Genomic DNA, 20,658 nt, shown 5'->3' on the forward strand with positions numbered 1-20,658 from the left:
CGCGTTTCATGGCTAACGGCACCCAAGACGGCATTCAAATCCGCGGCAGCATCCCCGCGATCGTCACCCCGATGCTCGAAGACGGCAGTCTCGATCTGCCGGCGTTCCGCAAACTGATCGACTGGCATATCGCGGAAGGCACCGATGCGCTCGTCGTGGTCGGCACGAGCGGCGAGTCGGCAACGCTCAGCGTCGAGGAGCACATCCTGATGATCCGCACGGCGGTCGAGCATGCGGCGAAGCGCATTCCGATCATCGCCGGCGCGGGCGGCAACTCGACGGCGGAGGCAATCGAGCTGACAAAGCACGCGAAGGCCGTCGGCGCCGACGCGACGCTGCAGGTCGTGCCTTACTACAACAAGCCCACGCAGGAAGGGATGTACCGGCACTTCAAGACGATCGCGGAAGCGGTCGACCTGCCGGTGATCCTGTACAACGTGCCGGGCCGTACGGTTGCCGATATGGCGCACGAGACGACGCTGCGCCTCGCGCAGGTGCCGGGCATCATCGGTGTGAAGGAAGCGACGGGCAACATCGATCGCGCCGCACACCTGATCAAGGCCGCGCCGAAGCATTTCGCGATCTACAGCGGCGACGATCCGACCGCGATCGCGCTGATGCTGCTCGGCGGCCACGGCAATATTTCGGTGACGGCAAACGTCGCGCCGCGCGCGATGAGCGACCTGTGCCGCGCGGCGCTGGCCGGCGACGTCGCAACGGCGCGCGAGCTGCACATGAAGCTGCTGTCGCTGCACAAGAACCTGTTCATCGAGGCGAACCCGATTCCGGTGAAGTGGGCGCTGCAGGCGATGGGCAAGATGCAGGGCGGCATTCGCCTGCCGCTCACGCCGCTCGACGAGCGCTGCCACGATGTCGTGCGTTCGGCCCTCGTCGAGGCCGGCGTTCTCGCCTGATGCAGAGGCGGCCGCGCCCTGCGGCCGCCGGCTCGACCCCTCATCAACCCGCACCGGCCGGCTCCGTCCGGCGCCGCTCCTGACGAGCGTTCTAGCAAGACGAAGGATTTCATGAAACGTTTCGCCTTTTCCTCTCGCGCCATCCAGGTTTCGGTGGTGGCGCTGGCGCTGGGCGCGCTCGCCGGCTGCGATACGCTGAACGATTATCTGGCCCCTGACCGGGTCAACTACAAGAACACGGGTTCGGCGCCGCCGCTCGCGGTGCCGAGCGACCTGAAGCCCGTGCCGACGACGCAGCAGTTCGTCGCGCCGCCGACCAACGCCGGCCTCGGCACGCTGCCGCCGCGGGCGACGACGACCGCCGGCAACGCCACCGACGGCGTCCCGAGCGCGCAGGATCCGCTCGGCATGCACATCGAGCGCGATGGCGACCACCGCTGGCTCGTCGTGGACGGGCGCACGCCCGAGCAGCTGTGGCCGATCCTGAAGGAATTCTGGCAGGAAAACGGCTTCTCGCTGAAGACCGACGCGCCGTCGACCGGCATCATGGCGACCGACTGGGCCGAGAACCGCGGGAACATTCCTGACGACTGGTTCCGCCGCACGATCGGCAAGGTCATCGACTTCGCCTACTCGTCCGGCACGCGCGACCGTTTCCGTACGCTCGTGACCCGCACGCCGAACGGCAACACCGACATCTCGATCACGCACAGCGCGATGGAGGAAATGATGGTCGGCCCGCAGGGCGGCACGTCGTCGCGCTGGGAAGAGCGTCCGCGCAATCCGGTGCTCGAGGCCGTGTTCCTGTCGAAGCTGATGCAGAAGTTCGGCCTGACCGATGCGCAGGCGAAGCAACTGCTGGCCGACGCGCATCCGGCGGCGGCACAGGCGCAGGTCAGCGACGCGAGCAACGGCGCGGCGACGCTGCAACTGGCCGAATCGTTCGACCGTGCGTGGCTGCGTGTCGGCCTCGCACTCGACCGCACCAACTTCGCGGTCGACAATCGCGACCGCGAAAAGGGCCTGTACACCGTCCGCTACGCGAATACGGTGGAAGAGCTCAAGCGCGACGGGCTGTTCGGCAAGCTGTTCTACGGCGGCCCGACGGCAGCCAAGCCCGGCAAGGAATACCTGGTCAACGTGCGCGCGCAGGGCAATGGCGGCACGCAGGTCGCGGTGGTCGACGCAAACGGCCAGGTCGACAACTCGTCGGATGCGCAGCGGATCATTTCGCTGCTCCACGCGCAGTTGAACTAACGCGTGCGCTTCGCCAGCCTCGGTAGCGGCAGCGAAGGCAACGCGCTGGTCGTCGAGGCCTCGAGCGGTACGACGACCACCCGCGTGCTCCTCGACTGCGGCTTTTCAGCAAAGGAGGTCGAGCGCCGGCTCGGCCGCCTGAATCTCGGCATCGACGATCTCGATGCGATCCTCATCACCCACGAACACAGCGACCACGTCGGCAGTGCGCTGACGCTCGCGCGGCGCGGGTCGCTGCCGCTCTACATGAGCTGGGGCACGGCACGCGCGGTGGGCGCGGACGAGGCCGATGTCGATCTCCACGTGCTGTGGGGCGACGAGACGGCTTCGATACGCGATCTGGCCGTCATGCCCTATACGGTGCCCCACGACGCGCGGGAACCGCTCCAGTTCGTCTTCATGGACGGCTGCAGCCGGCTCGGCGTGCTGACCGACGTCGGGATGGCCACGTCGCACATCACGACCGTCCTGAGCGGCTGCGACGCGCTGGTGCTCGAATCCAACCACGATACCGCGATGCTCGCGGGAAGCCGCTACCCGCAGTCGCTGAAGGCGCGGATCGGTGGCAATCACGGCCACCTGAGCAACGATGCGGCGGCCGGTATCCTTGCATCGCTCGAACGCAGCCGTTTGCGGCATCTGGTTGCGGCGCACCTGAGCCAGCAGAACAATCGGCCGGAGCTGGCCCGCCAGGCGTTGGCCGGCGTGCTGGGAACGGACGGGGAGGAAGTGGTCGTGGCCACGCAGGATGCGGGCTTCGACTGGCTGACGCTCGACTGAGCGGGGCGGGCGGCGGCGCCTGGGCCGATCGGACGGTTGTCCGGCGCGATGCGCGGAATCGGCAGACGTAAAAAAACCGGCCCCTCGGGCCGGTTTTTTTTCAGCTGACGCTGAGGCTTACTGGCTTGCGCCCGAAGCCGGAGCAGCCGCGGCAGCCGAAGCGTCCGACGCTGCAGCAGCCGTTGCGTCGCTCGCAGCAGCCACTGCCGACGAAGCAGCAGCAGCAGCGTCGCTCGCAGCACCAGCAACTGCCGAAGCAGCCGACGAAGCAGCAGCCGATGCGTCGCTAGCAGCCGACGAAGCAGCTTGATCAGCGCTCTTGTTGCAAGCAGCCAGTGCAACAGCAGCCAACAGGGAAGCTACGAGGAGGGATTTCTTCATGATCACGTCCTTTTATGGTTAAAGGTAAGCAACAGCGCGAAACAATACCGGTAATGTGCTCCAACACCGACCTGGGCCGCTGGTGGAGACGCACTTCTAGAGCGTGAATCTTCCCTACGGCTTGGGCGGAAATTATATGCACTTTCCTATCGACCGTCGACAAATGCGGGGTCAATACGTTGTCTTTCCCATACAGAATTTGATCTGTACGGGCATACGGGGCGGCCCACTAAACCCGGTTTCCGACCCGTATCCAGCCCGCACAATACCACTCGTGCAGCAAGGCTGTCATTGAGGGAACCCGGGATAGTGTTACAAACCGTTTCGCCTCCATCCGGCGCAGATTGGCCAGTTCGGGCAGCCATTCACCGGCCTGCTCGAGCGGTTCTTCCTCGCCATTAACGAAGTACGAGCGCGCGTTATACATCAATGCGGCGCGTCTGTCGAGATACACGCCACGGCGTGACGCCTGGGCAACGAAAGCGGCCTCGGACAGCGGGCGTGCCGGCGGCTCGAATACGACGTTCGATTTCGGCTCGCTCAGGTAGCAGCCGAGGAATTGCGCGACGTCGCGCTTGCGCCAGCGGATCGCATCGACGATCTCGGCGACGCGTTCGACCATCGCAGGCGGGAGTTCGGCTGGCGAGCCGACCGCGGGCTGCTTCGGATCGCGGTAGAGGGTGTCGCCGTGCTCGTCGCGCAGGCCGCCGCGCTCCGCGAGGTAGTACAGGAACTGCGCGCCCAACTCCCCGGCGGACGGCGCCCGAAAGCCGATCGAGCAGGTCATGCATTCGCCTTCGGCCACGCCGTCGTGCGCGATGTGCGGTGGCAGGTACAGCATGTCGCCGGGTTCCAGCACCCATTCGTCGCTCGGCTCGAAATGCTCGAGGATCTTCAGCGGCACGTCCGGCTGCAGCGACAGATCCTTCTGGGCGCCGATGCGCCAGCGGCGCCGGCCTTCGACCTGCAGCAGGAACACGTCGTACGAATCGAAGTGCGGGCCGACGCCGCCGCCGTCCGTCGCATACGAGATCATCAGGTCGTCGAGGCGTGCGTCGGGGACGAAGCGGAAGCGGTCGAGCAGCGCGCGTGCCGCGTCGACGTGCAGGTCCAGCCCTTGCACGAGCAAGGACCAGGACTTGCGCGAAACGGCCGGCAGCGAACCCGGTTCGAACGGACCGTGCGCCAGTTGCCACTTGTTACGAAAATGCGTGATCAGTCGCGATTCCGCGTCATAGTCGGCAGCCAGCTCGAACAGCGCGTCGCGCGTGACCGGCGCCTTCACGCCGGGAATCGCCTGGCGGATCAGCAGCGGCTTTTTCTGCCAGTAGCGGCGCATGAATTGCGCCGGCGTAAGCCCACCGAGCAGCGGCGTGGGAAGATCGGGGGACGGCGCGCCGAGCGCGGCGGCGGCATCCTGCGGTTCGGCTTGAGACCGGTTGCGCATCGTATAATGAGACTTGTATTTGGGAGAATTGGATGAAAATCGCAAAAAACACCGTCGTATCGGTCACTTACAAGCTGTCGGATGCACAAGGCAATCTGATCGAGGAAAGCGACGAGCCGATGATCTATCTGCACGGCGGCTATGATGGCACGTTCCCCAAGATCGAGGAACAGCTCGACGGCCAGGAGCCGGGTTACCAGGCGCAGGTTCAGCTCGAACCGCAGGACGCATTCGGCGACTACGATCCCGAACTCGTGAAGATCGAGCCGCGCGATCGTTTTCCCGAGCCGCTCGAAGTGGGCATGCAGTTCGAAGGCACGCCGGAAGACGGCGACGAGGAAGTCGATTCGCTGATCTACACGGTCACCGACATCGCCGAAGACAAAGTCGTGCTCGACGGCAACCACCCGCTCGCGGGCATGGCGCTGCGCTTTGCGCTCACCGTGAAGGACGTGCGCGAAGCGACCGAAGACGAGATCGAGCATGAGCACGCGCACGGCGCGGAAGGGCTGGAAATCGTCGACGAGGATGAAGACGAGGACGGCGACGCGCCGTCAGGGCGTACCCTGCACTGAACTGTCCGGCAGGCCCGGCGCCGGCCCTGAAGCAGGGGGCGGCGCGGGCCACGATGCACCACCCGGCATCGTGCCGTCGCCTTGCAGCGGCGGCGCGACCGACGACGAGTCGGGCAGGGCCGGCAACGCCGGAATTTCCGGCATCTGGGGCAGCGGGACATCGTCGCGCGGCACGAGCGGCAGCGCGGGCGGGATCGGCAGGTTCTTCGGCACGTCCTGCAGGCTCACGTTGAAGATGGTCTGCCGGGCCGGCGAGACGCTCACCTTCACCCATTGATTCGCTGGATGGCGCGGTCCGATCGCGACGCGCGTCACATTGCCCACCAGCGCACCGTCGTCCGCATGCAGCGGGCGATCGATCAGGAATCCGTTCGCGAGCGGCTCGCTGCTTGCGTGCATCACCAGTATCGGGCCGCGGAATGCCGCTGCCGCCTTCACCAGCGTTCGTTTCAGTTCACGGAAGCCGTCGCGCGCGCGCGGCCGGTTGAAACGCAGCCATGCAAACCGTTCCGCGCGATCGTAGCGATCGAACTGCGGATCGCCTTCGAAAATCACCACCATCGCACGCGCTTCGCGCCGCTTCGCATATTCGGCCGCATGGTCGATCCAGAAATCGTTCGCGATGATGCGGTCTTCGAATTCGCCGTTGCGGCCGCCGGCGGTCAGGAAGTGGTTGTTCGGCGCCGGTGCGTTCAGCGCGACGTAGACGACGTCGTCGTGCATCCAGCGCGCGTTCTCGCGATACGGCCGGAATCGGGCAACCTCGCTTTCGCGCGTGATCGGCAGTGCGCCGGTGTCGGGCAGCGCTGCATCGGCGAGCAGTGTCTGACGGAGGAAGTCCAGTCGCTCGACGGGATCGTAGCTGCCGCCTGCCGCGGTGTTGCACGTCACCCAGTCGTCGTGGCCGGGGATGAACACGAGCGGTACGCGCGACGCGTCCAGGATCGCGCCGCGCTGCATATAGAGCGAGTCGCGGCACGCTTCCTTCGCGCCCTTGATGTCGCCTGCATAGACGACGAAGGCCAGGTTGCGCTCGCGCGCGATCGATTCGAGCAGTCGTTGCGCCGCCGGCTCGTCGGCGGGCACGCTGATGACACCCGAGATGACCGCGAACGAATAGGGCGGGGCCGCGCGCTTGGGTGGCGCGGCCTGCGCGCCGGCCTGCGCCAGCAGGAGCGCGGCCGCGGCGAGCGCGGCGGCGACGCGGGCCGGCCGGCCCGACGGGAGGCGTTTAGGCGTGCCCGTCGGCATCGTGCGAACGGACCAGCGTGCGCAGTTCGTACAGCAGGTCGAGGGCGTCGCGCGGCTTGAGATCGTCGGGATCGATGTCGCGCAGCCTTTCGAGTGCCGGATGCGGGATGTCGGACGGCGCCGGCGCATCCGCGCATTCGAATTCGTCGGCTGCCGCCGGCGGCGCGCTGAACAGGTCGAGCTGCGGCGTGTGCTGCGTGGCCGACTGCTGTTCGAGATACGCGAGATGCTTGCGCGCGGCGCGAATCACGGGTGCCGGAACGCCCGCGAGCTGCGCAACCTGCAGCCCGTAGCTCTGGTTCGCCGGCCCTTCGTTGACTGCGTGCAGGAACACGATGCCATGACCGTGCTCGACGGCAGACAGGTGGACGTTGGCCGCTTGCGGGAATTCGGCCGGCAGTTGCGTCAGCTCGAAGTAGTGCGTCGCGAACAGTGTGTAGCAGCCGTTTTGCGCGAGCAGATGGCGCGCGATGGCCCAGGCGAGTGCGAGGCCGTCGAACGTCGACGTGCCGCGGCCGATTTCGTCCATCAGCACGAGGCTTTGCGGCGTCGCGTCGTTGAGGATCGCCGCCGCTTCGGTCATCTCGACCATGAACGTCGAGCGGCCGCCGGCGAGGTCGTCGGCCGCGCCGATTCGCGTGAAGATGCGGTCGATCGGGCCGAAGCATGCCGATTTCGCGGGCACGTAGCTGCCGACGTACGCCATCAGCGCGATCAGCGCGGTTTGCCGCATGAACGTCGACTTGCCGCCCATGTTCGGGCCGGTGATCAGCAGCAGCTTGCGTTCGGTGCCGAACCGGCAGTCGTTCGCGATGAACTGCTCGACCTGCGCTTCCACGACCGGGTGACGCCCCTGTTCGATCTCGATGCCGATTTCGTCGGTGAAGGTGGGCGCGACCCAGTCGAGCGTGCGGGCGCGCTCGGCGAACGCGGCGAGCACGTCGAGCTCCGCGAGTGCCGACGCGACGCGCTGGCACTCGGGAATGAACGGCAGCAACGCCTGCAGCACGCCGTCGTACAGCGCGCGTTCGCGTGCCAGCGCACGTTCCTGGGCGGACAGCGCCTTGTCCTCGAAGGTCTTCAGTTCGGGCGTGATGTAGCGCTCGGCGTTCTTCAGCGTCTGGCGACGGCGATAGTCGTCGGGCACCTTGTCGGTCTGGCCGCGCGTGACCTCGATGTAGAAGCCGTGCACCTTGTTGTATTCGACCCGCAGGTTCGCGATGCCGGTGCGCGTGCGCTCGCGTGCCTCGAGATCGATCAGGAACTGTCCGCAGTTCTCTGAAATGTCGCGCAGCTCGTCGAGTTCCGCATCGTAGCCGCGTGCGATCACGCCGCCGTCACGCACCATTGCGGCCGGCTCGGGCGCGATCGCGCTCGTCAGCAGGTCGAGGCATTCGGCGGGCGGCGCGAGCGCCGCGTCGACGCGCGTGAGCGCATCCGCGTTCGCGACGATCGCGCTGATGCGCTCGCGCAATGCCGGCAGGGCCGCGAACGTGTCGCGCAGGCTCGACAGGTCGCGCGGCCGCGCGGACAGCAGGGCCAGGCGCCCGGTGATCCGCTCGACGTCCGCGATCTGGCGCAGCGCGCTGCGCAGTGCATCCAGGCTCGCGTTCGCGGGTGCCTCGAGCAGCGCGCCGATCGCCTGCTGGCGCGACTGCGCGGCGACCGACGCACGCGGCGGATGATGCAGCCAGTGACGCAGCAGGCGGCTGCCCATCGTCGTGCAGCAGGTGTCGAGCAGCGAATACAGCGTCGGCGATTCGGTGCCGCGCAGCGTTTCGGTCAGTTCGAGGTTGCGGCGCGTTGCCGGATCGAGGCCGATGTATTCCGTTTCGTTCTCGACCTTCAGGCTGCGCACGTGACGCAGCTGCTGACCTTGCGTCGCGGCCGCGTACAGCAACAGCGCGCCCGCCGCGCCGCATGCGCTCGTCAGCGAATGCGCGCCGAAACCGTCGAGGCCGGCGACGTCGAGCTGGTCGCACAGACGCTGCGTGCCCGAGGCGATGTCGAAGTGCCACGCGGGTACGCGCTTGATCGCACCGGCGCTTGCCGGTACGGCGTCGGTCGCGCCGTCCGCCGTCAGGATCTCGGCCGGCCGGATGCGTTCGAGTGCGGCGCCGAGCTGGTCCGGTTCGATTTCGGCGAGCCGCAGTGCGCCGCTCGCGAGGTTCAGCCAGGCGAGGCCGATATTGACCGCGATGCCGCGCTTGTTGTGACCGGAGCACATCGCGAGCAGGTAGACGTCGTTCTTGTCGGACAACAGCGCGGCATCGGTCAGCGTGCCGGGCGTGACGACGCGCACGACCTTGCGCTCGACCGGCCCTTTCGACGTGGCCGGGTCGCCGATCTGCTCGCAGATCGCGACCGATTCGCCCATCTTCACGAGCTTCGCCAGATACTGTTCGACCGCGTGATGCGGGACGCCGGCCATCTTGATCGGCGTGCCGGCCGATGCGCCGCGCTGCGTGAGGGTCAGGTCGAGCAGGCGCGCGGCTTTCTCCGCGTCGTCGAAGAACAGCTCGTAGAAGTCGCCCATCCGGTAGAAGACGAGCGTGTCGGGATGATCGGCCTTGATGCGCAGGTACTGCTGCATCATCGGGGTGTGGCCTGCAAAGGCCTCGGGCGACAGCGTGGTCATAGATCCGGCGTAAAGTTGTTGCTTGAGTTGCCCGAGTTTACCAGTGGCTCCGGTCGTTACGGCCGATGTTCGCCAATCGGACAGTTTCGGTCCGCGATTCGAAGGTCGTCTTTATCTTTTTCAACCGCTCGCTGCAGGGGCCTGCGGACGGCGGCGCCCCAGGAATCCGAGGTGCGGGGACAGATGCAACGGGCGCTGAGCGTGCCGGGCGACGCAACGGACGAGCGGTCCCGCATTCAGCACGCCGATGCCGGGATCGTCGTCGAAGGCCTGCTTCATTGCATCATGCATTGAAGAGACGGGCACGCGGGCAGACCGAAGCGCAGCGGCAGGTGGCGTAGCGAGCCGCACACCGATCGAAACCGACGGCGGCGCGGTGATTCCGATCTCCCGGCAATCGAGAACGCGGGACGCATCCTGAACGCCGGCGGCATCGAATCAGTCTTCAGGTCATTCCGCCGGCGTCGCGTGCGCCCGTGCAGCCAGATACGCGGTGAAATCACTCCCGACCTCGGGATGGCGGAGCGCGAAATCGACCGTCGCTTTCAGGTAGCCGAGCTTGCTGCCGCAATCGTATCGGGTGCCGGCGTACCGATAGGCGAGAACCTGCTCTTCTGCGAGCAACGCCTGAATCCCGTCCGTCAATTGAAGCTCGCCACCCGCGCCGGGTTTCAGTCCGCGCAGATGTTTGAAAATCCGCGGTTTGAGAATATAGCGGCCGACGACGCCGAGATTGGACGGTGCGACATCGGGTGCCGGTTTTTCGACGATTCCGGACATCTTGATGATCGACTCCTCCCATTCTTTACCGTCGACCACCCCATACGATTTCGTATCGGACGGCGGGATTTCTTCGACGCCGATAACCGAGCTATGGTAATGATCGAACACATCGACCATTTGTTTCATGACGGGCGGTTCACCGTCGAGCAGGTCGTCGGCCAGAATGACCGCGAATGGATGATCGCCGACGAGCTTTTCAGCGCAGAGCACGGCATGTCCGAGCCCGAGTGCTTCGGGCTGTCGTACGTAAAAGCAGTCCACGTTGCGCGGCTTGATGCTGCGCACGAGATTCAGCAGTTTTTCTTTGCCGCGGGCTTCGAGTTCTGCTTCGACCTCGTACGATTTATCGAAATGATCTTCGATGGCACGCTTGCTTCGGCCCGTGACAAAGATCATTTCGGTGATCCCGGCGGCGATCGCTTCCTCGACGGCGTACTGAATCAGCGGTTTATCGACGACGGGCAGCATTTCTTTGGGGCTGGCCTTGGTTGCCGGCAGAAAGCGTGTGCCTAAACCGGCTACGGGGAAAACTGCTTTCGTTACTCTTAGCATTGCATTTTCCTGATAGGAGTCGTCGCGGCTCCGGACGAATTACCGAAGCAGTGCGTCCGACCGTCTTTCGTCCACCCGAATGAATGGCCTGTCGGGTTTTATTATGGATCGGGATTTTCAACCGGCACGCGAATGCCGCGCCAACGGAAACGGGAGTCTACTGAAGCGTCGCGCTATTGAAAAGCCGGGAGGTAACTTGGCTGGATCAAACGGGTATCGGAATCCACCTGTTCTGCGATGACCATTCAATAACATCCGGTCGTCATGAAAAGACGCAGGTACCGCCCGGATTTTCTTGCTGGAGCGCGGGCGCCGCATGACCGACGCGGCAACGAATACCTGCAAGGCGGTCGCGCCCGGAGCGCCACCACATCGCCGTGCCCGATCGCCGCGTGCGCGCGTTATCGAGGTCGTGGCAGGCAGGCGCGAACGCGCTCGAGGTTCAACTGCGGAGGGGGCATCGTGCGCGGCGATGACCGGGCGGTCGTCTGGTGCGCAAACCGGGAGGAGGGTGTTTGCAGCCGGAGGAATGGCCATGGAGGCGAGTGCGGCCCGGCGTGGGAAGATCAGCAACGGCGCGGTCGGCTTTGCGTTTCAGCTCGCTGCCTTCCGACGGCTTTAACGAGGTGGCCGCTACGCGCGGCTCGTCTGGACAGGGTGGCGCCGCGCGAGCGCCCCATGTTGCGTTGTCAGGTTCGGCTCGGCACACGAATCTTCGTGTGCCGAGCCTTTCCGGCAACTTTCCGGCAACTCAGGACGTGTGCGTCGCCATCAGGTCGAGCGCCACGGCCTGCGCGACTTCGATGCCGTCGATGGCCGCCGAATAGATGCCGCCCGCATAGCCCGCGCCTTCGCCGGCCGGATAGAGCCCTGCGGTGTTCACGCTCTGGTAGTCGTCCTTGCGGCGAATCCGGATCGGTGACGACGTGCGCGTCTCCACGCCGGTGAGCACGGCATCGTGCATCGCGAAGCCGGCGATCTTCTTGTCGATCTGCGGGAGCGCTTCACGAATGGCTTCGATCACGTAGTCGGGAAGTGCGGTGCTGAGATCGGTCGGGTGCACGCCGGGTTTGTACGACGGCACCACGGAGCCCAGCGACGTCGACGGCCGGCCCGCGATGAAATCGCCGACCAGTTGCCCCGGTGCGCTGTAGTCGCCGCCGCCGAGTTCGAACGCGCGTTCTTCCCATTTGCGCTGGAACGCGATGCCCGCCAACGGGCCGCCCGGATAGTCTTCCGGCGTGATGCCGACGACGATACCCGCGTTCGCGTTGCGCTCGGCGCGGGAATACTGGCTCATCCCGTTGGTGACCACGCGGCCCGGCTCGGAGGTCGCCGCGACCACCGTGCCGCCGGGGCACATGCAGAAGCTGTAGACGGCCCGTCCGTTGCTGCAGTGGTGGACGACCTTGTAGTCGGCCGCACCGAGTTGCTTGTGGCCCGCAAACTTGCCGAAGCGGCTGCGATCGATCAGTCCTTGCGGATGTTCGATCCGGAAGCCGAGCGAAAACGGCTTCGCTTCGACGTAGACGCCGCGATCGTGCAGCATCTGGAACGTGTCGCGCGCGCTGTGGCCGACGGCCAGTACCACATGGTCACACCGCAGCGTTTCGCCGTTCGACAGCTTGAGCGCGCGTACCTTGCCCTGATCGATTTCGATGTCCTCGACCCGGGTTTCGAAGCGCACTTCACCGCCCAGTTTGTGGATGGTGGCGCGCATTTTTTCCACCATGCTGACGAGGCGGAACGTGCCGATGTGCGGCCGGCTCAGATACAGGATGTCCTCCGGCGCGCCGGCCTTGACGAATTCGTCGAGCACCTTGCGGCCGTAGTGGTTCGGATCCTTGATCTGGCTGTACAGCTTGCCGTCGGAGAACGTGCCGGCGCCGCCTTCGCCGAACTGCACGTTGGACTCGGGGTTGAGCACGCTCTTGCGCCACAGGCCGAAGGTGTCCTTGGTGCGTTCGCGCACGGCCTTGCCGCGTTCGAGGATGATCGGGCGAAAGCCCATCTGCGCGAGGATCAACCCTGCAAAGAGGCCGCACGGCCCCATGCCGATGACGACCGGGCGCAGGAAGTCGCCGTGCTCGGGGGCTTGCGCGACGAAGTGGTACGCCATGTCGGGCGTCACGCCGCAATGCGGCGTGCCGGCGAGTCGCGGGAGCACGGCCGCTTCGTCCTTGACTTCGACATCGACGATATACGTGAGCTTGATGTCGGAGCGCTTGCGCGCATCGTGCGCGCGGCGAAACACCGTGTAACGGAGGAGCCCGTCCGCCGCCACGCCGAGTTCTGCAAGGCGCGCGCGAATCGCGGCTTCGAGGGCGCTTTCGGGGTGGTCGAGAGGGAGTTTAAGTTCGCTTAGCCGTAACATGAGTATTCGGATACGGTTGCCACGACGTCGTGGCGGTGTTGAGACGGGTGGGGGCCGGCATGCCGATGGCGGCGTGGTGCGCCGCGCGCGCATTCCGCAGACGACCCGGTTGGTGCCGGGAAACGCTCGGCGGGTTGCAGCACAGACGACGCGCGCAATGTCAGGATAGGCGCCTGAAGCGGTTCTTGCGCGGGGAACATGCGTTATCCCTCGGCGCAATCGAACGGCGGCAGACACTCCATCATGACGGTACCGGCGAGTGGTTCGCGCAAAAGCCGCACCGTACGGGTGCGGCTCAAGGCTTACTCCGCTGCCGGGTGCAGGCGGCTGTAGCGGTTCAGGATCGGGATCATCTGCGCGTAGATCTTCGGGTTCGCCGCGACGATCTCATGGCGATGCAGGAAATCGGCGTCGCCCGTGTAGTTGCCGACGAGGCCGCCGGCCTCGGTGATCAGCAGGCTGCCCGCTGCCATGTCCCACACGTTGATGCCTTGCTCGAAGAATGCGTCGAGACGGCCGGCCGCGACGTTCGCGAGGTCGAGCGCCGCGGCGCCCGGGCGGCGCAGGCCCGTGCATGCTTGCGTCATTTCGGTGAACAGGCGCGCATAGGCGTCGAGGCCGTCTTTCTCGCGGAACGGGAAGCCCGTGCCGACCAGCGCGTCCGACAGGCGGTCGCGGCGGCCGACGCGGATGCGGCGGTCGTTCAGGTAGGCGCCGCGGCCGCGGGTGGCCGTAAACAGGTCGTTCTTGTTCGGATCGTAGACGACGGCCTGCGTGACGACGCCCTTGTGCTCGAGCGCGATCGATACGCAATAGTACGGGAAGCCGTGGATGAAGTTGGTCGTGCCGTCGAGCGGATCGATGATCCACTTGAATTCGGATTCGTTCTCCGATTCGCCCGATTCTTCCGCGAGGATCGCGTGGTCGGGGTAGGCGGTCTTCAGCGTCTCGATGATCGCCTCTTCGGCGGCCTTGTCCACTTCGGTGACGAAGTCGTTCTGCTGCTTCTTGCGGATCTCGATCAGGTCGAGATCGAGGGAGGCGCGATTGATGATCTGTCCGGCGCGGCGCGCAGCCTTGACAGCAATGTTGAGCATGGGATGCATGAGCCTGAATCCTGTAGCCGGCGGCACGAGCCGCCACGAAGTGGGACAACCCGCCCGGAACGGCGCAAACGTGCCTGGCGAGATGAGACGCAAATTGACAAAGAGCGGGGTACGACCCGCGCCGCACGAGGTGCGACGCGTAAACGCATGATTTTACCCGATTTTCGAGAGTTTCAGGTGACCGGAATGCGGGGAAACCCCACTGTCCGTCCGGACGAGTGGGTTTGCCGGGGCGATGGCGATACCATACTGCCATTCTGATGAACCGAGCCGTATCGTAGTGGAAACTCCGCAGAACACCGCCGCGCCGTCCGAATCGGGCGCGGCCACCTCCCCGCCGCCGTCGGGCGGCTTCACGTCCACCCGCTTCGTGCTCGTCGAGCCGAGCCATCCCGGCAATGTCGGGGCGGCCGCCCGCGCGCTGAAGACGATGGGTTTCTCGCGGCTCGTGCTGGTCGCGCCGCGCGTGCCGCACGTACAAAGCGACCCCGAGGCGATCGCGATGGCGAGCGGCGCGGACGACGTCCTCGCGTCCGCGCATGTCGTGCCCACGCTCGGCGACGCGCTGTCCGGCGTCCACTGGTCGATTGCGCTGACCGCCCGCACGCGCGAATACGGGCCGCCGCGCCTTGCGCCGCGCGCGGCCGCGGAGCAGGCGTGCATGCAGGTCGGCACCGGCGACATCGCGCTCGTGTTCGGCAACGAGCGCACGGGTCTCGCGAACGAGCACGTCGAGCAGTGCAGCGTACTCGCGCATATCCCGGCGAACCCGGCCTACAGTTCGCTGAATCTCGCGCAGGCCATCCAGGTGCTCGCGTACGAGCTGCGCGTCGCGCTCCTGGGGCAGCACGGCGAGTCGTCGCACCCGGCGCAGGCCGAGGTCGGCACACTCGCGCAGAGCGACGAGATCGAGCGGATGTACGCGCATCTCGAGAACGCGCTGATCGCGCTCGATTTCCTCGACCCGCGCAACCCGAAGAAACTGATGCCGCGGCTGCGGCGGCTGTTCTCGCGCACGGGCCTCGAGCGCGAGGAGGTCAACATCCTGCGCGGCATCGCGAAGCACATCCTGCTGAAGTCCGGCACGCCCGACGGCGATGCTTGAGCGGTCGGCGCGCTGAATGCCGGACGCTGCGAACCCGGCGTTCCGGCCCGCAGCGATCGTGCCGTATCGGTCGTCCGGCGGTGCCGGTCCGGCGCGCGCCGGTTCGCCGCTCGATCCGGGAAGGCCGTCACCGCAAGCGTCCGGCGCCAATACCCGCGCCGGCGGCGGGGTGAACGCGCGGTGCTGTGCGGCCGCGCGCGACTGGCCCTACAATCGCCGGACGTCATAAGCAAATTCCCCGGCGCGATAACGGCCGGCCATCGCCGGCGGGGCACGCCGGCCTTTTCCCCGATCAGATCATGTTCACTAGACTGCGCGAAGACGTTGCGACGATTCGCGAGCGGGATCCCGCCGCTCGCAGTGCCTGGGAAGTGCTGACCTGTTATCCGGGGCTGCACGCGCTCGTCCTGCATCGTTTCGCGCACGCGTGCTGGCGCGCGAAGCGCTACTGGCTCGGGCGCTTCGCGTCGCAGGCCGGACGTTTCCTGACCGGTATCGAGATCCATCCGGGCGCAACGATCGGCCGGCGCGTGTTCATCGATCACGGGATGGGTGTCGTGATCGGCGAGACGGCGATCATCGGCGACGACTGCACGATCTACCAGGGCGTGACGCTCGGCGGCACGTCGCTCACGCGCGGCGCGAAGCGCCATCCGACGCTCGAGGCCGGCGTGATCGTCGGCGCGGGCGCGAAGGTGCTCGGCGGTTTCACGGTCGGCGCGGGCGCGAAGATCGGTTCGAACGCAGTCGTCGTGAAGCCGGTGCCGGCGGGCGGCACGGCGGTCGGCAATCCGGCGCGCATCGTGATGCCGGCTCAGCCGAAGCCGCAGCCGGAGCGTGCTGCGTTCTGCGCATACGGGATCACGCCGAACGCCGACGATCCGATGTCGCTCGCGATTCACGGCCTGATCGATCATGCGGCGAAGGAAAGCCGGCGCGTCGACGAAATCGTCGCGGCGCTCGAGCAACTCGGCACGCATCTGGAAACGCTGCAGGGTGCGGACGCGGCGCGTCTGGACCTGCGCCGGTTGTCGGCGGTGCTGGAAGGCAAGACGATCGAGCGCCAGTCGTAAGCGCATGCCGGCGGCGGCCGGCGGCGCGGTTTGCGTCAGTCGAGCGGCATCGCGTGGATGCCTTCCGCGTCGACGCGCAGATAGCCGCCGCGCGGCATGCCGTGGTCGAGATCCCAGTCGGGCAGCACCCAGCGAATTCCGCCCGGTTCGACGTGCCGCGCAGGGCGGTGCGTATGGCCGTGGATGATCACGCTCGCCCGGCTTTTCCGGAACAGGGCGGCCACGCCTTCACGCGTGACGTCGTAGATCGGCGAAGCGGGGCGCATCCGGCCCGCTTCGCTGTTCGAGCGCATCCGCTGCGCGAGTGCGCGGCGCCAGCGGAACGGCCATGCGAGAAACAGCCACTGCGCGACGCGATTGCGGGCGAACCGCCGGAACACCTGATAGCCGCGATCGGCCGTGCATTGCGCATCGCCATGGGCGAGCACGATGCGCTGGCCGAATGCCGTGATCAGCGCCGGATCGGGCAGCAGCATCGCGCCGGCTGCCTTCATGAAGCGCCGGCCGAGCAGGAAATCGCGGTTGCCGTGCATCACGTAGAGTGCGATCCCGCGCTCCGAGAACGTATGCATCAGCGCGGCCATGCGTGCCGCGAACGGATCGTCGTCGAGTATGTCGTCGCCGATCCAGTATTCGAACAGGTCGCCGAGGATGAACACCGAATCGGCGCTGTCGGCTGTGTATTTCACGAAATGCTCGAACGCGGCGACCGTCTTCGGAATCGCTTCGCTCAGGTGCAGATCGGAGAGAAACAGGAACGGGCGTGCGGCTTGCGCGTATTCGTGCTCGCCAGGCACGCCCGCGGAGACGCTTCGCGGCGGACTTTCCTGCAACATCGAAGTGCCTCCGTTACCGCGCGTCAGACCACGACGGCCTTTTCGATCACGACGTCGTCGGCCGGCACGTCCTGATGGAAGCCCGCGTTGCCCGTCTTGACGCTCTTGATCTTGTCGACCACGTCCTGACCTTCGACGACCTTGCCGAACACGGCGTAGCCCCAGCCCTGCGGCGTCGGCGACGAGTGGTTCAGGAAGTCGTTGTCGTTCACGTTGATGAAGAATTGCGCGGTGGCCGAATGCGGATCGTTCGTGCGCGCCATTGCAACCGTGTAGTTGTCGTTCTTCAGGCCGTTGTTCGCTTCGTTGTCGATCGGCGCATCGGTCGGCTTCTGCTTCAGGCCCGGCTCGAAGCCGCCGCCCTGGATCATGAAGCCGTTGATCACGCGGTGGAACACCGTGCCGTCGTAGTGGCCTTTCTTCACGTAGTTCAGGAAGTTCTCGACCGTCTTCGGTGCCTTCGCGGCGTCGAGCTCGAGCTTGATCACGCCGTGGTTCGTGTGCAGTTCAACCATGATGGATTCCTTCGGTAAGGCGGTTTAAATGGCACGCGGCCGGTCGTGCGACGGGGCCGCGTGTGGCGCCGGACGTGCCGGCAGGTGCTTATTTCGAGACGACGCTGGCCGATTCGATCACGACCGGCTGGGCCGGCACGTCCTGCATCGGGCCGCGCGAGGTCGTCGCGACGCCTTCGATCTTCTTCACGACGTCGAGGCCCGACACGACCTTGCCGAACACCGCATAGCCGTTGCCGTCCGGGTTCGGGTAGTCGAGGCCGCTGTTGTCGACCGTGTTGATGAAGAACTGCGCGGTGGCCGAATTCGGATCGCTCGTGCGTGCCATCGCGATCGTGCCGGTCAGGTTCTTCAGACCATTGCGGCTTTCCAGCGGGATCGGCGCGCGGGTCGGCTTCTCGTCGAAGTTGGTCTTGTAGCCGCCGCCCTGGATCATGAAGCCCTTGATCACGCGATGGAAGATCGTGCCGTTGTACTGGCCGGCCTTCACGTAATCGAGGAAGTTGGCGACCGTCTTCGGCGCCTTCTCCGGGTAGAGCTCGACGCGGATGTCGCCCTGCGAGGTCTTCAGCTGCACGACGGGGTGCGCGGTAGCCGATTGCGCGAACGCGGGCGCGGTCGCGAGAAGGGCGGCGCCGCCAAGCGCCAGCAACAGACGTTTCATTGCGATCCTCAGGTTGGGAGGGAAGAAAGGTTGCGCCGCTTACTGCGACGGCGCGACGTACGGCGCCGCCAGCGCCCCCGACGGCCCGTTGAACTGGAACGTCGGCGACATCGGCAGCGTGGTGGTGCTCACGTTCGCGGCCGCGCGGTCGGTGTACTCGCGCGTTGCCGGCGTGACGGCGCGCGCGTTCGCGGCGGACTTCGGCGGCGATACGATCTTCTGCAGATCGGCGAGGCGCTGGGCCGTCGCGCCGCTCGTATGGCCGAGCGCTTGCGCGCGCTTGTACGATTCGGCCGCGAGGCGCAGGTACAGGTCGCCGAGGTTCTCGTACGCGAGCGTGTAGCTCGGGTTCGATTGCGTCGCGGTGACGAGCGCGCTGCGCGCTTCGTCGTAGCGCCCGTGCTTCGCGTAGAGCGCCGCGAGGTTGTTGTAGGGTTCGGGCAGTTCGGGGTACGCCTGCGTGATCGCGACGAATTGCTGGATCGCGTCGTCATCGCGGTTCAGGCGCGCGAGCACGGTGCCGCGCTTGAACTGCGCCTGCACGTCGTGCGGGTTCGCCGCGATACGGGCGTCGAGTTGCGCGAGCGCCTGTTTCCACTGCTTGCCGGCGATCGATGCGTCGATTTCAGGGGTGCCGTCGGCGACGGCTGGAGCCTTTTGCGCATGCGCCGCAGGGGCTGCGAAAAGCGCCAGCGCGACGCCCATGACGGCGGTCGCAACGAGGGTCGCAGCGCTCGGCGCGCGGCCGCGATGAGGTTTCATAGGCGTAAATCGGAATGTTATACTCCGAGCCATTCTAACAAAACGTCTGCGCGTTCCGGCGAGCCGCAGACAGTCTTTCTTTGCCTCTCGTGGCCGTCACCGCTGTGCTTGCAGCCTGACCGCCCCATGTGATATCGAGGACGCGCGGCGTCGTGCCGCAGCAGGTGGTCCGTCCGTTTCGCATGCTGGGCGAGCTTCGCCAGGGCGGTTTCCTTCGGCTCACGGTTCATCTCTATGGAATCACTGCGCATCTACAACACGCTCGCGCGTGACAAGCAAGTTTTCGTGCCGCGCCATTCCGGCGAAGTGCGGATGTACGTATGCGGGATCACCGTCTACGACTATTGTCACGTGGGCCACGCGCGCATGCTGGTCGTGTTCGATCTCGTCCAGCGCTGGTTGCGTGCGATCGGCTATCGGGTCACGTACGTGCGCAACATCACCGACATCGACGACAAGATCATCCGCCGCGCGGTCGAGAACGGCGAGACGATCACGTCGCTGACCGACCGGTTCATCGGCGCGATGCACGAGGATGAAGCCGCGCTCGGCATCCAGCGGCCCGACATCGAGCCGCGCGCGACGCAGTTCATTCCGCAGATGCTCGGGATGATCGAGCAGCTCGAGACGAACGGCTACGCGTATCAGGCGGGCGACGGCGACGTCAATTATTCGGTGCGCAAGTTCGCGAACTACGGGAAGTTGTCGGGCAAGTCGCTCGACGATCTGCGCGCGGGCGAACGCGTCGCCGCGAACGACGCGAAGGAAGATCCGCTCGATTTCGTGCTGTGGAAGCGTGCGAAGGCCGGGGATCCGGAAGGCGCGTCGTGGGCGTCGAAGTACGGGATGGGCAGGCCGGGCTGGCACATCGAGTGCTCGGCGATGGGCTGCACGCTGCTCGGCGAGCATTTCGACATTCACGGTGGCGGGCAGGATCTGCAATTTCCGCACCACGAGAACGAGATTGCGCAGAGCGAAGGCGCGACCGGCACGACGTTCGTCAATTACTGGATGCACAACGGCTTCGTGCAGGTCGACAACGAGAAGATGTCGAAATCGCTCGGCAACTTCTTCACGATCCGCGAAGTGCTCGAGCGGTACGACGCCGAGGTCATGCGCTTTTTCATCGTACGCACGCACTACCGGTCGCCGCTCAACTACAGCGACGTGCATCTCGACGATGCGCGCGCGTCGCTCACGCGCCTGTACACGGCGCTGAAGGACGTCGAGCCCGACGCGCTCGCGCTCGACTGGAACGAGCCGCATGCGCAGCGTTTCTCGGCCGCGATGAACGACGACATCAACACGCCGGTCGCAGTGGCGACGCTGTTCGAGCTGGCGGGCGAAGTCAACCGCACGCGCGATGCGTCGCTCGCGCGGCAACTGAAACAACTCGCGGGCCTGCTGGGCCTGCTTGGCCGCGAACCGCGCGCGTTCCTGCAGCAGGGCGCCGGCGCCGCGCAGGCGGGCGGGCTCGCAGCCGACGAGATCGAAGCGAAGATCGCCGCGCGCGTCGCGGCGAAACAAGCGAAGGACTATGCCGAAGCGGACCGGATTCGGGCGGAACTGCTCGAGGCCGGGATCGCTCTTGAAGACAAACCGGGCGGATCGACCGAATGGCGTCGCGTATGAGCGCGGTGCGTTC

Annotated in this window: 19 protein-coding genes; 8 read left to right on the top strand and 11 right to left on the bottom strand. The window is 66.0% G+C overall.

Features of this window, described 5'->3' with window-relative positions:
- Positions 1-8 precede the first annotated feature (8 nt).
- The 4 genes from dapA (at position 9) to BME24068_RS27345 (ending at position 3,241) form a co-directional block, all read left to right on the top strand.
- Entirely contained in the window at positions 9-914 is a 906-nt protein-coding gene (dapA, locus tag BME24068_RS27330) for a 4-hydroxy-tetrahydrodipicolinate synthase (RefSeq protein WP_096507266.1), read from the top strand.
- A 111-nt stretch (positions 915-1,025) separates the two neighbouring features.
- Positions 1,026-2,171: an outer membrane protein assembly factor BamC gene (bamC, locus tag BME24068_RS27335; RefSeq protein WP_096507267.1), complete on the top strand. Its 1,146-nt coding sequence runs from the start codon at positions 1,026-1,028 to the stop codon at positions 2,169-2,171.
- A 3-nt stretch (positions 2,172-2,174) separates the two neighbouring features.
- On the top strand, positions 2,175-2,951 hold the full coding sequence (locus BME24068_RS27340; protein WP_096507268.1) for an MBL fold metallo-hydrolase: 777 nt from the start codon (positions 2,175-2,177) through the stop codon (positions 2,949-2,951).
- 125 nt (positions 2,952-3,076) lie between these two features.
- Positions 3,077-3,241: a hypothetical protein gene (locus BME24068_RS27345; protein WP_172441931.1), complete on the top strand. Its 165-nt coding sequence runs from the start codon at positions 3,077-3,079 to the stop codon at positions 3,239-3,241.
- A 20-nt stretch (positions 3,242-3,261) separates the two neighbouring features.
- Here BME24068_RS27345 and BME24068_RS35565 read toward each other — a convergent pair whose 3' ends face one another.
- Positions 3,262-3,507: a hypothetical protein gene (locus tag BME24068_RS35565; RefSeq protein ID WP_011657350.1), complete on the bottom strand. Its 246-nt coding sequence runs from the start codon at positions 3,505-3,507 to the stop codon at positions 3,262-3,264.
- A gap of 54 nt (positions 3,508-3,561) precedes the next feature.
- Entirely contained in the window at positions 3,562-4,779 is a 1,218-nt protein-coding gene (locus tag BME24068_RS27350; RefSeq protein WP_174927940.1) for a cupin domain-containing protein, read from the bottom strand.
- A 32-nt stretch (positions 4,780-4,811) separates the two neighbouring features.
- On the opposite strand from BME24068_RS27350, the gene BME24068_RS27355 reads away from it, so the two are divergent.
- Positions 4,812-5,354, top strand: a complete 543-nt coding sequence (locus BME24068_RS27355; RefSeq protein ID WP_096507271.1) for an FKBP-type peptidyl-prolyl cis-trans isomerase — start codon at positions 4,812-4,814, stop codon at positions 5,352-5,354.
- Here BME24068_RS27355 and BME24068_RS27360 read toward each other — a convergent pair.
- The 5 genes from BME24068_RS27360 to BME24068_RS27380 form a co-directional block, all read right to left on the bottom strand.
- On the bottom strand, positions 5,334-6,605 hold the full coding sequence (locus tag BME24068_RS27360; protein ID WP_174927941.1) for a hypothetical protein: 1,272 nt from the start codon (positions 6,603-6,605) through the stop codon (positions 5,334-5,336). The genes BME24068_RS27355 and BME24068_RS27360 overlap by 21 nt on opposite strands.
- The gene (mutS, locus tag BME24068_RS27365) at positions 6,586-9,243 is read right to left on the bottom strand and encodes a DNA mismatch repair protein MutS (RefSeq protein WP_174927942.1); all 2,658 of its coding nucleotides are present in this window, start codon (positions 9,241-9,243) and stop codon (positions 6,586-6,588) included. Before mutS ends, BME24068_RS27360 begins: the two co-directional genes overlap by 20 nt.
- Positions 9,244-9,693: 450 nt before the next feature.
- Positions 9,694-10,578, bottom strand: coding sequence for a UTP--glucose-1-phosphate uridylyltransferase GalU (gene galU, locus BME24068_RS27370; protein WP_174927943.1), 885 nt, complete (start codon positions 10,576-10,578; stop codon positions 9,694-9,696).
- A 751-nt stretch (positions 10,579-11,329) separates the two neighbouring features.
- On the bottom strand, positions 11,330-12,952 hold the full coding sequence (locus BME24068_RS27375) for an NAD(P)/FAD-dependent oxidoreductase (protein WP_174927944.1): 1,623 nt from the start codon (positions 12,950-12,952) through the stop codon (positions 11,330-11,332).
- A gap of 302 nt (positions 12,953-13,254) precedes the next feature.
- A complete protein-coding gene (locus BME24068_RS27380; RefSeq protein WP_096507276.1) occupies positions 13,255-14,058 on the bottom strand; it encodes an inositol monophosphatase family protein in 804 nt (267 codons plus the stop codon).
- Positions 14,059-14,338: 280 nt separating this feature from the next.
- On the opposite strand from BME24068_RS27380, the gene BME24068_RS27385 reads away from it, so the two are divergent.
- Both BME24068_RS27385 and cysE read left to right on the top strand, forming a co-directional pair.
- The gene (locus BME24068_RS27385; protein WP_096507277.1) at positions 14,339-15,163 is read left to right on the top strand and encodes an RNA methyltransferase; all 825 of its coding nucleotides are present in this window, start codon (positions 14,339-14,341) and stop codon (positions 15,161-15,163) included.
- 299 nt (positions 15,164-15,462) lie between these two features.
- Complete coding sequence (gene cysE, locus BME24068_RS27390) at positions 15,463-16,236, top strand: serine O-acetyltransferase (RefSeq protein ID WP_174927945.1); 774 nt, start codon at positions 15,463-15,465, stop codon at positions 16,234-16,236.
- Positions 16,237-16,271: 35 nt separating this feature from the next.
- On the opposite strand, the gene BME24068_RS27395 is transcribed toward cysE, so the two are convergent.
- The 4 genes from BME24068_RS27395 to BME24068_RS27410 all read right to left on the bottom strand — a co-directional run bounded on the left by BME24068_RS27395 (position 16,272) and on the right by BME24068_RS27410 (position 19,013).
- Positions 16,272-17,072, bottom strand: coding sequence for a UDP-2,3-diacylglucosamine diphosphatase (locus BME24068_RS27395; RefSeq protein WP_174927946.1), 801 nt, complete (start codon positions 17,070-17,072; stop codon positions 16,272-16,274).
- Between the two features lie 23 nt (positions 17,073-17,095).
- Positions 17,096-17,587 (bottom strand): peptidylprolyl isomerase, encoded by a 492-nt coding sequence (locus tag BME24068_RS27400; RefSeq protein ID WP_174927947.1) that lies wholly within the window; start codon positions 17,585-17,587, stop codon positions 17,096-17,098.
- Between the two features lie 88 nt (positions 17,588-17,675).
- A complete protein-coding gene (locus tag BME24068_RS27405; RefSeq protein WP_096507280.1) occupies positions 17,676-18,251 on the bottom strand; it encodes a peptidylprolyl isomerase in 576 nt (191 codons plus the stop codon).
- 39 nt (positions 18,252-18,290) lie between these two features.
- Positions 18,291-19,013 carry a tetratricopeptide repeat protein gene (locus BME24068_RS27410; RefSeq protein ID WP_162826242.1) on the bottom strand — a complete coding sequence of 241 codons (723 nt, stop codon included), beginning with the start codon at positions 19,011-19,013 and terminating at the stop codon, positions 18,291-18,293.
- 234 nt (positions 19,014-19,247) lie between these two features.
- On the opposite strand from BME24068_RS27410, the gene cysS reads away from it, so the two are divergent.
- Positions 19,248-20,645 (top strand): cysteine--tRNA ligase, encoded by a 1,398-nt coding sequence (cysS, locus tag BME24068_RS27415; protein WP_174927948.1) that lies wholly within the window; start codon positions 19,248-19,250, stop codon positions 20,643-20,645.
- The last annotated feature ends 13 nt before the right edge of the window (positions 20,646-20,658 follow it).

Source organism: Burkholderia anthina, assembly GCF_902498995.1.
Classification (GTDB): Bacteria; Pseudomonadota; Gammaproteobacteria; order Burkholderiales; family Burkholderiaceae; genus Burkholderia; species Burkholderia anthina.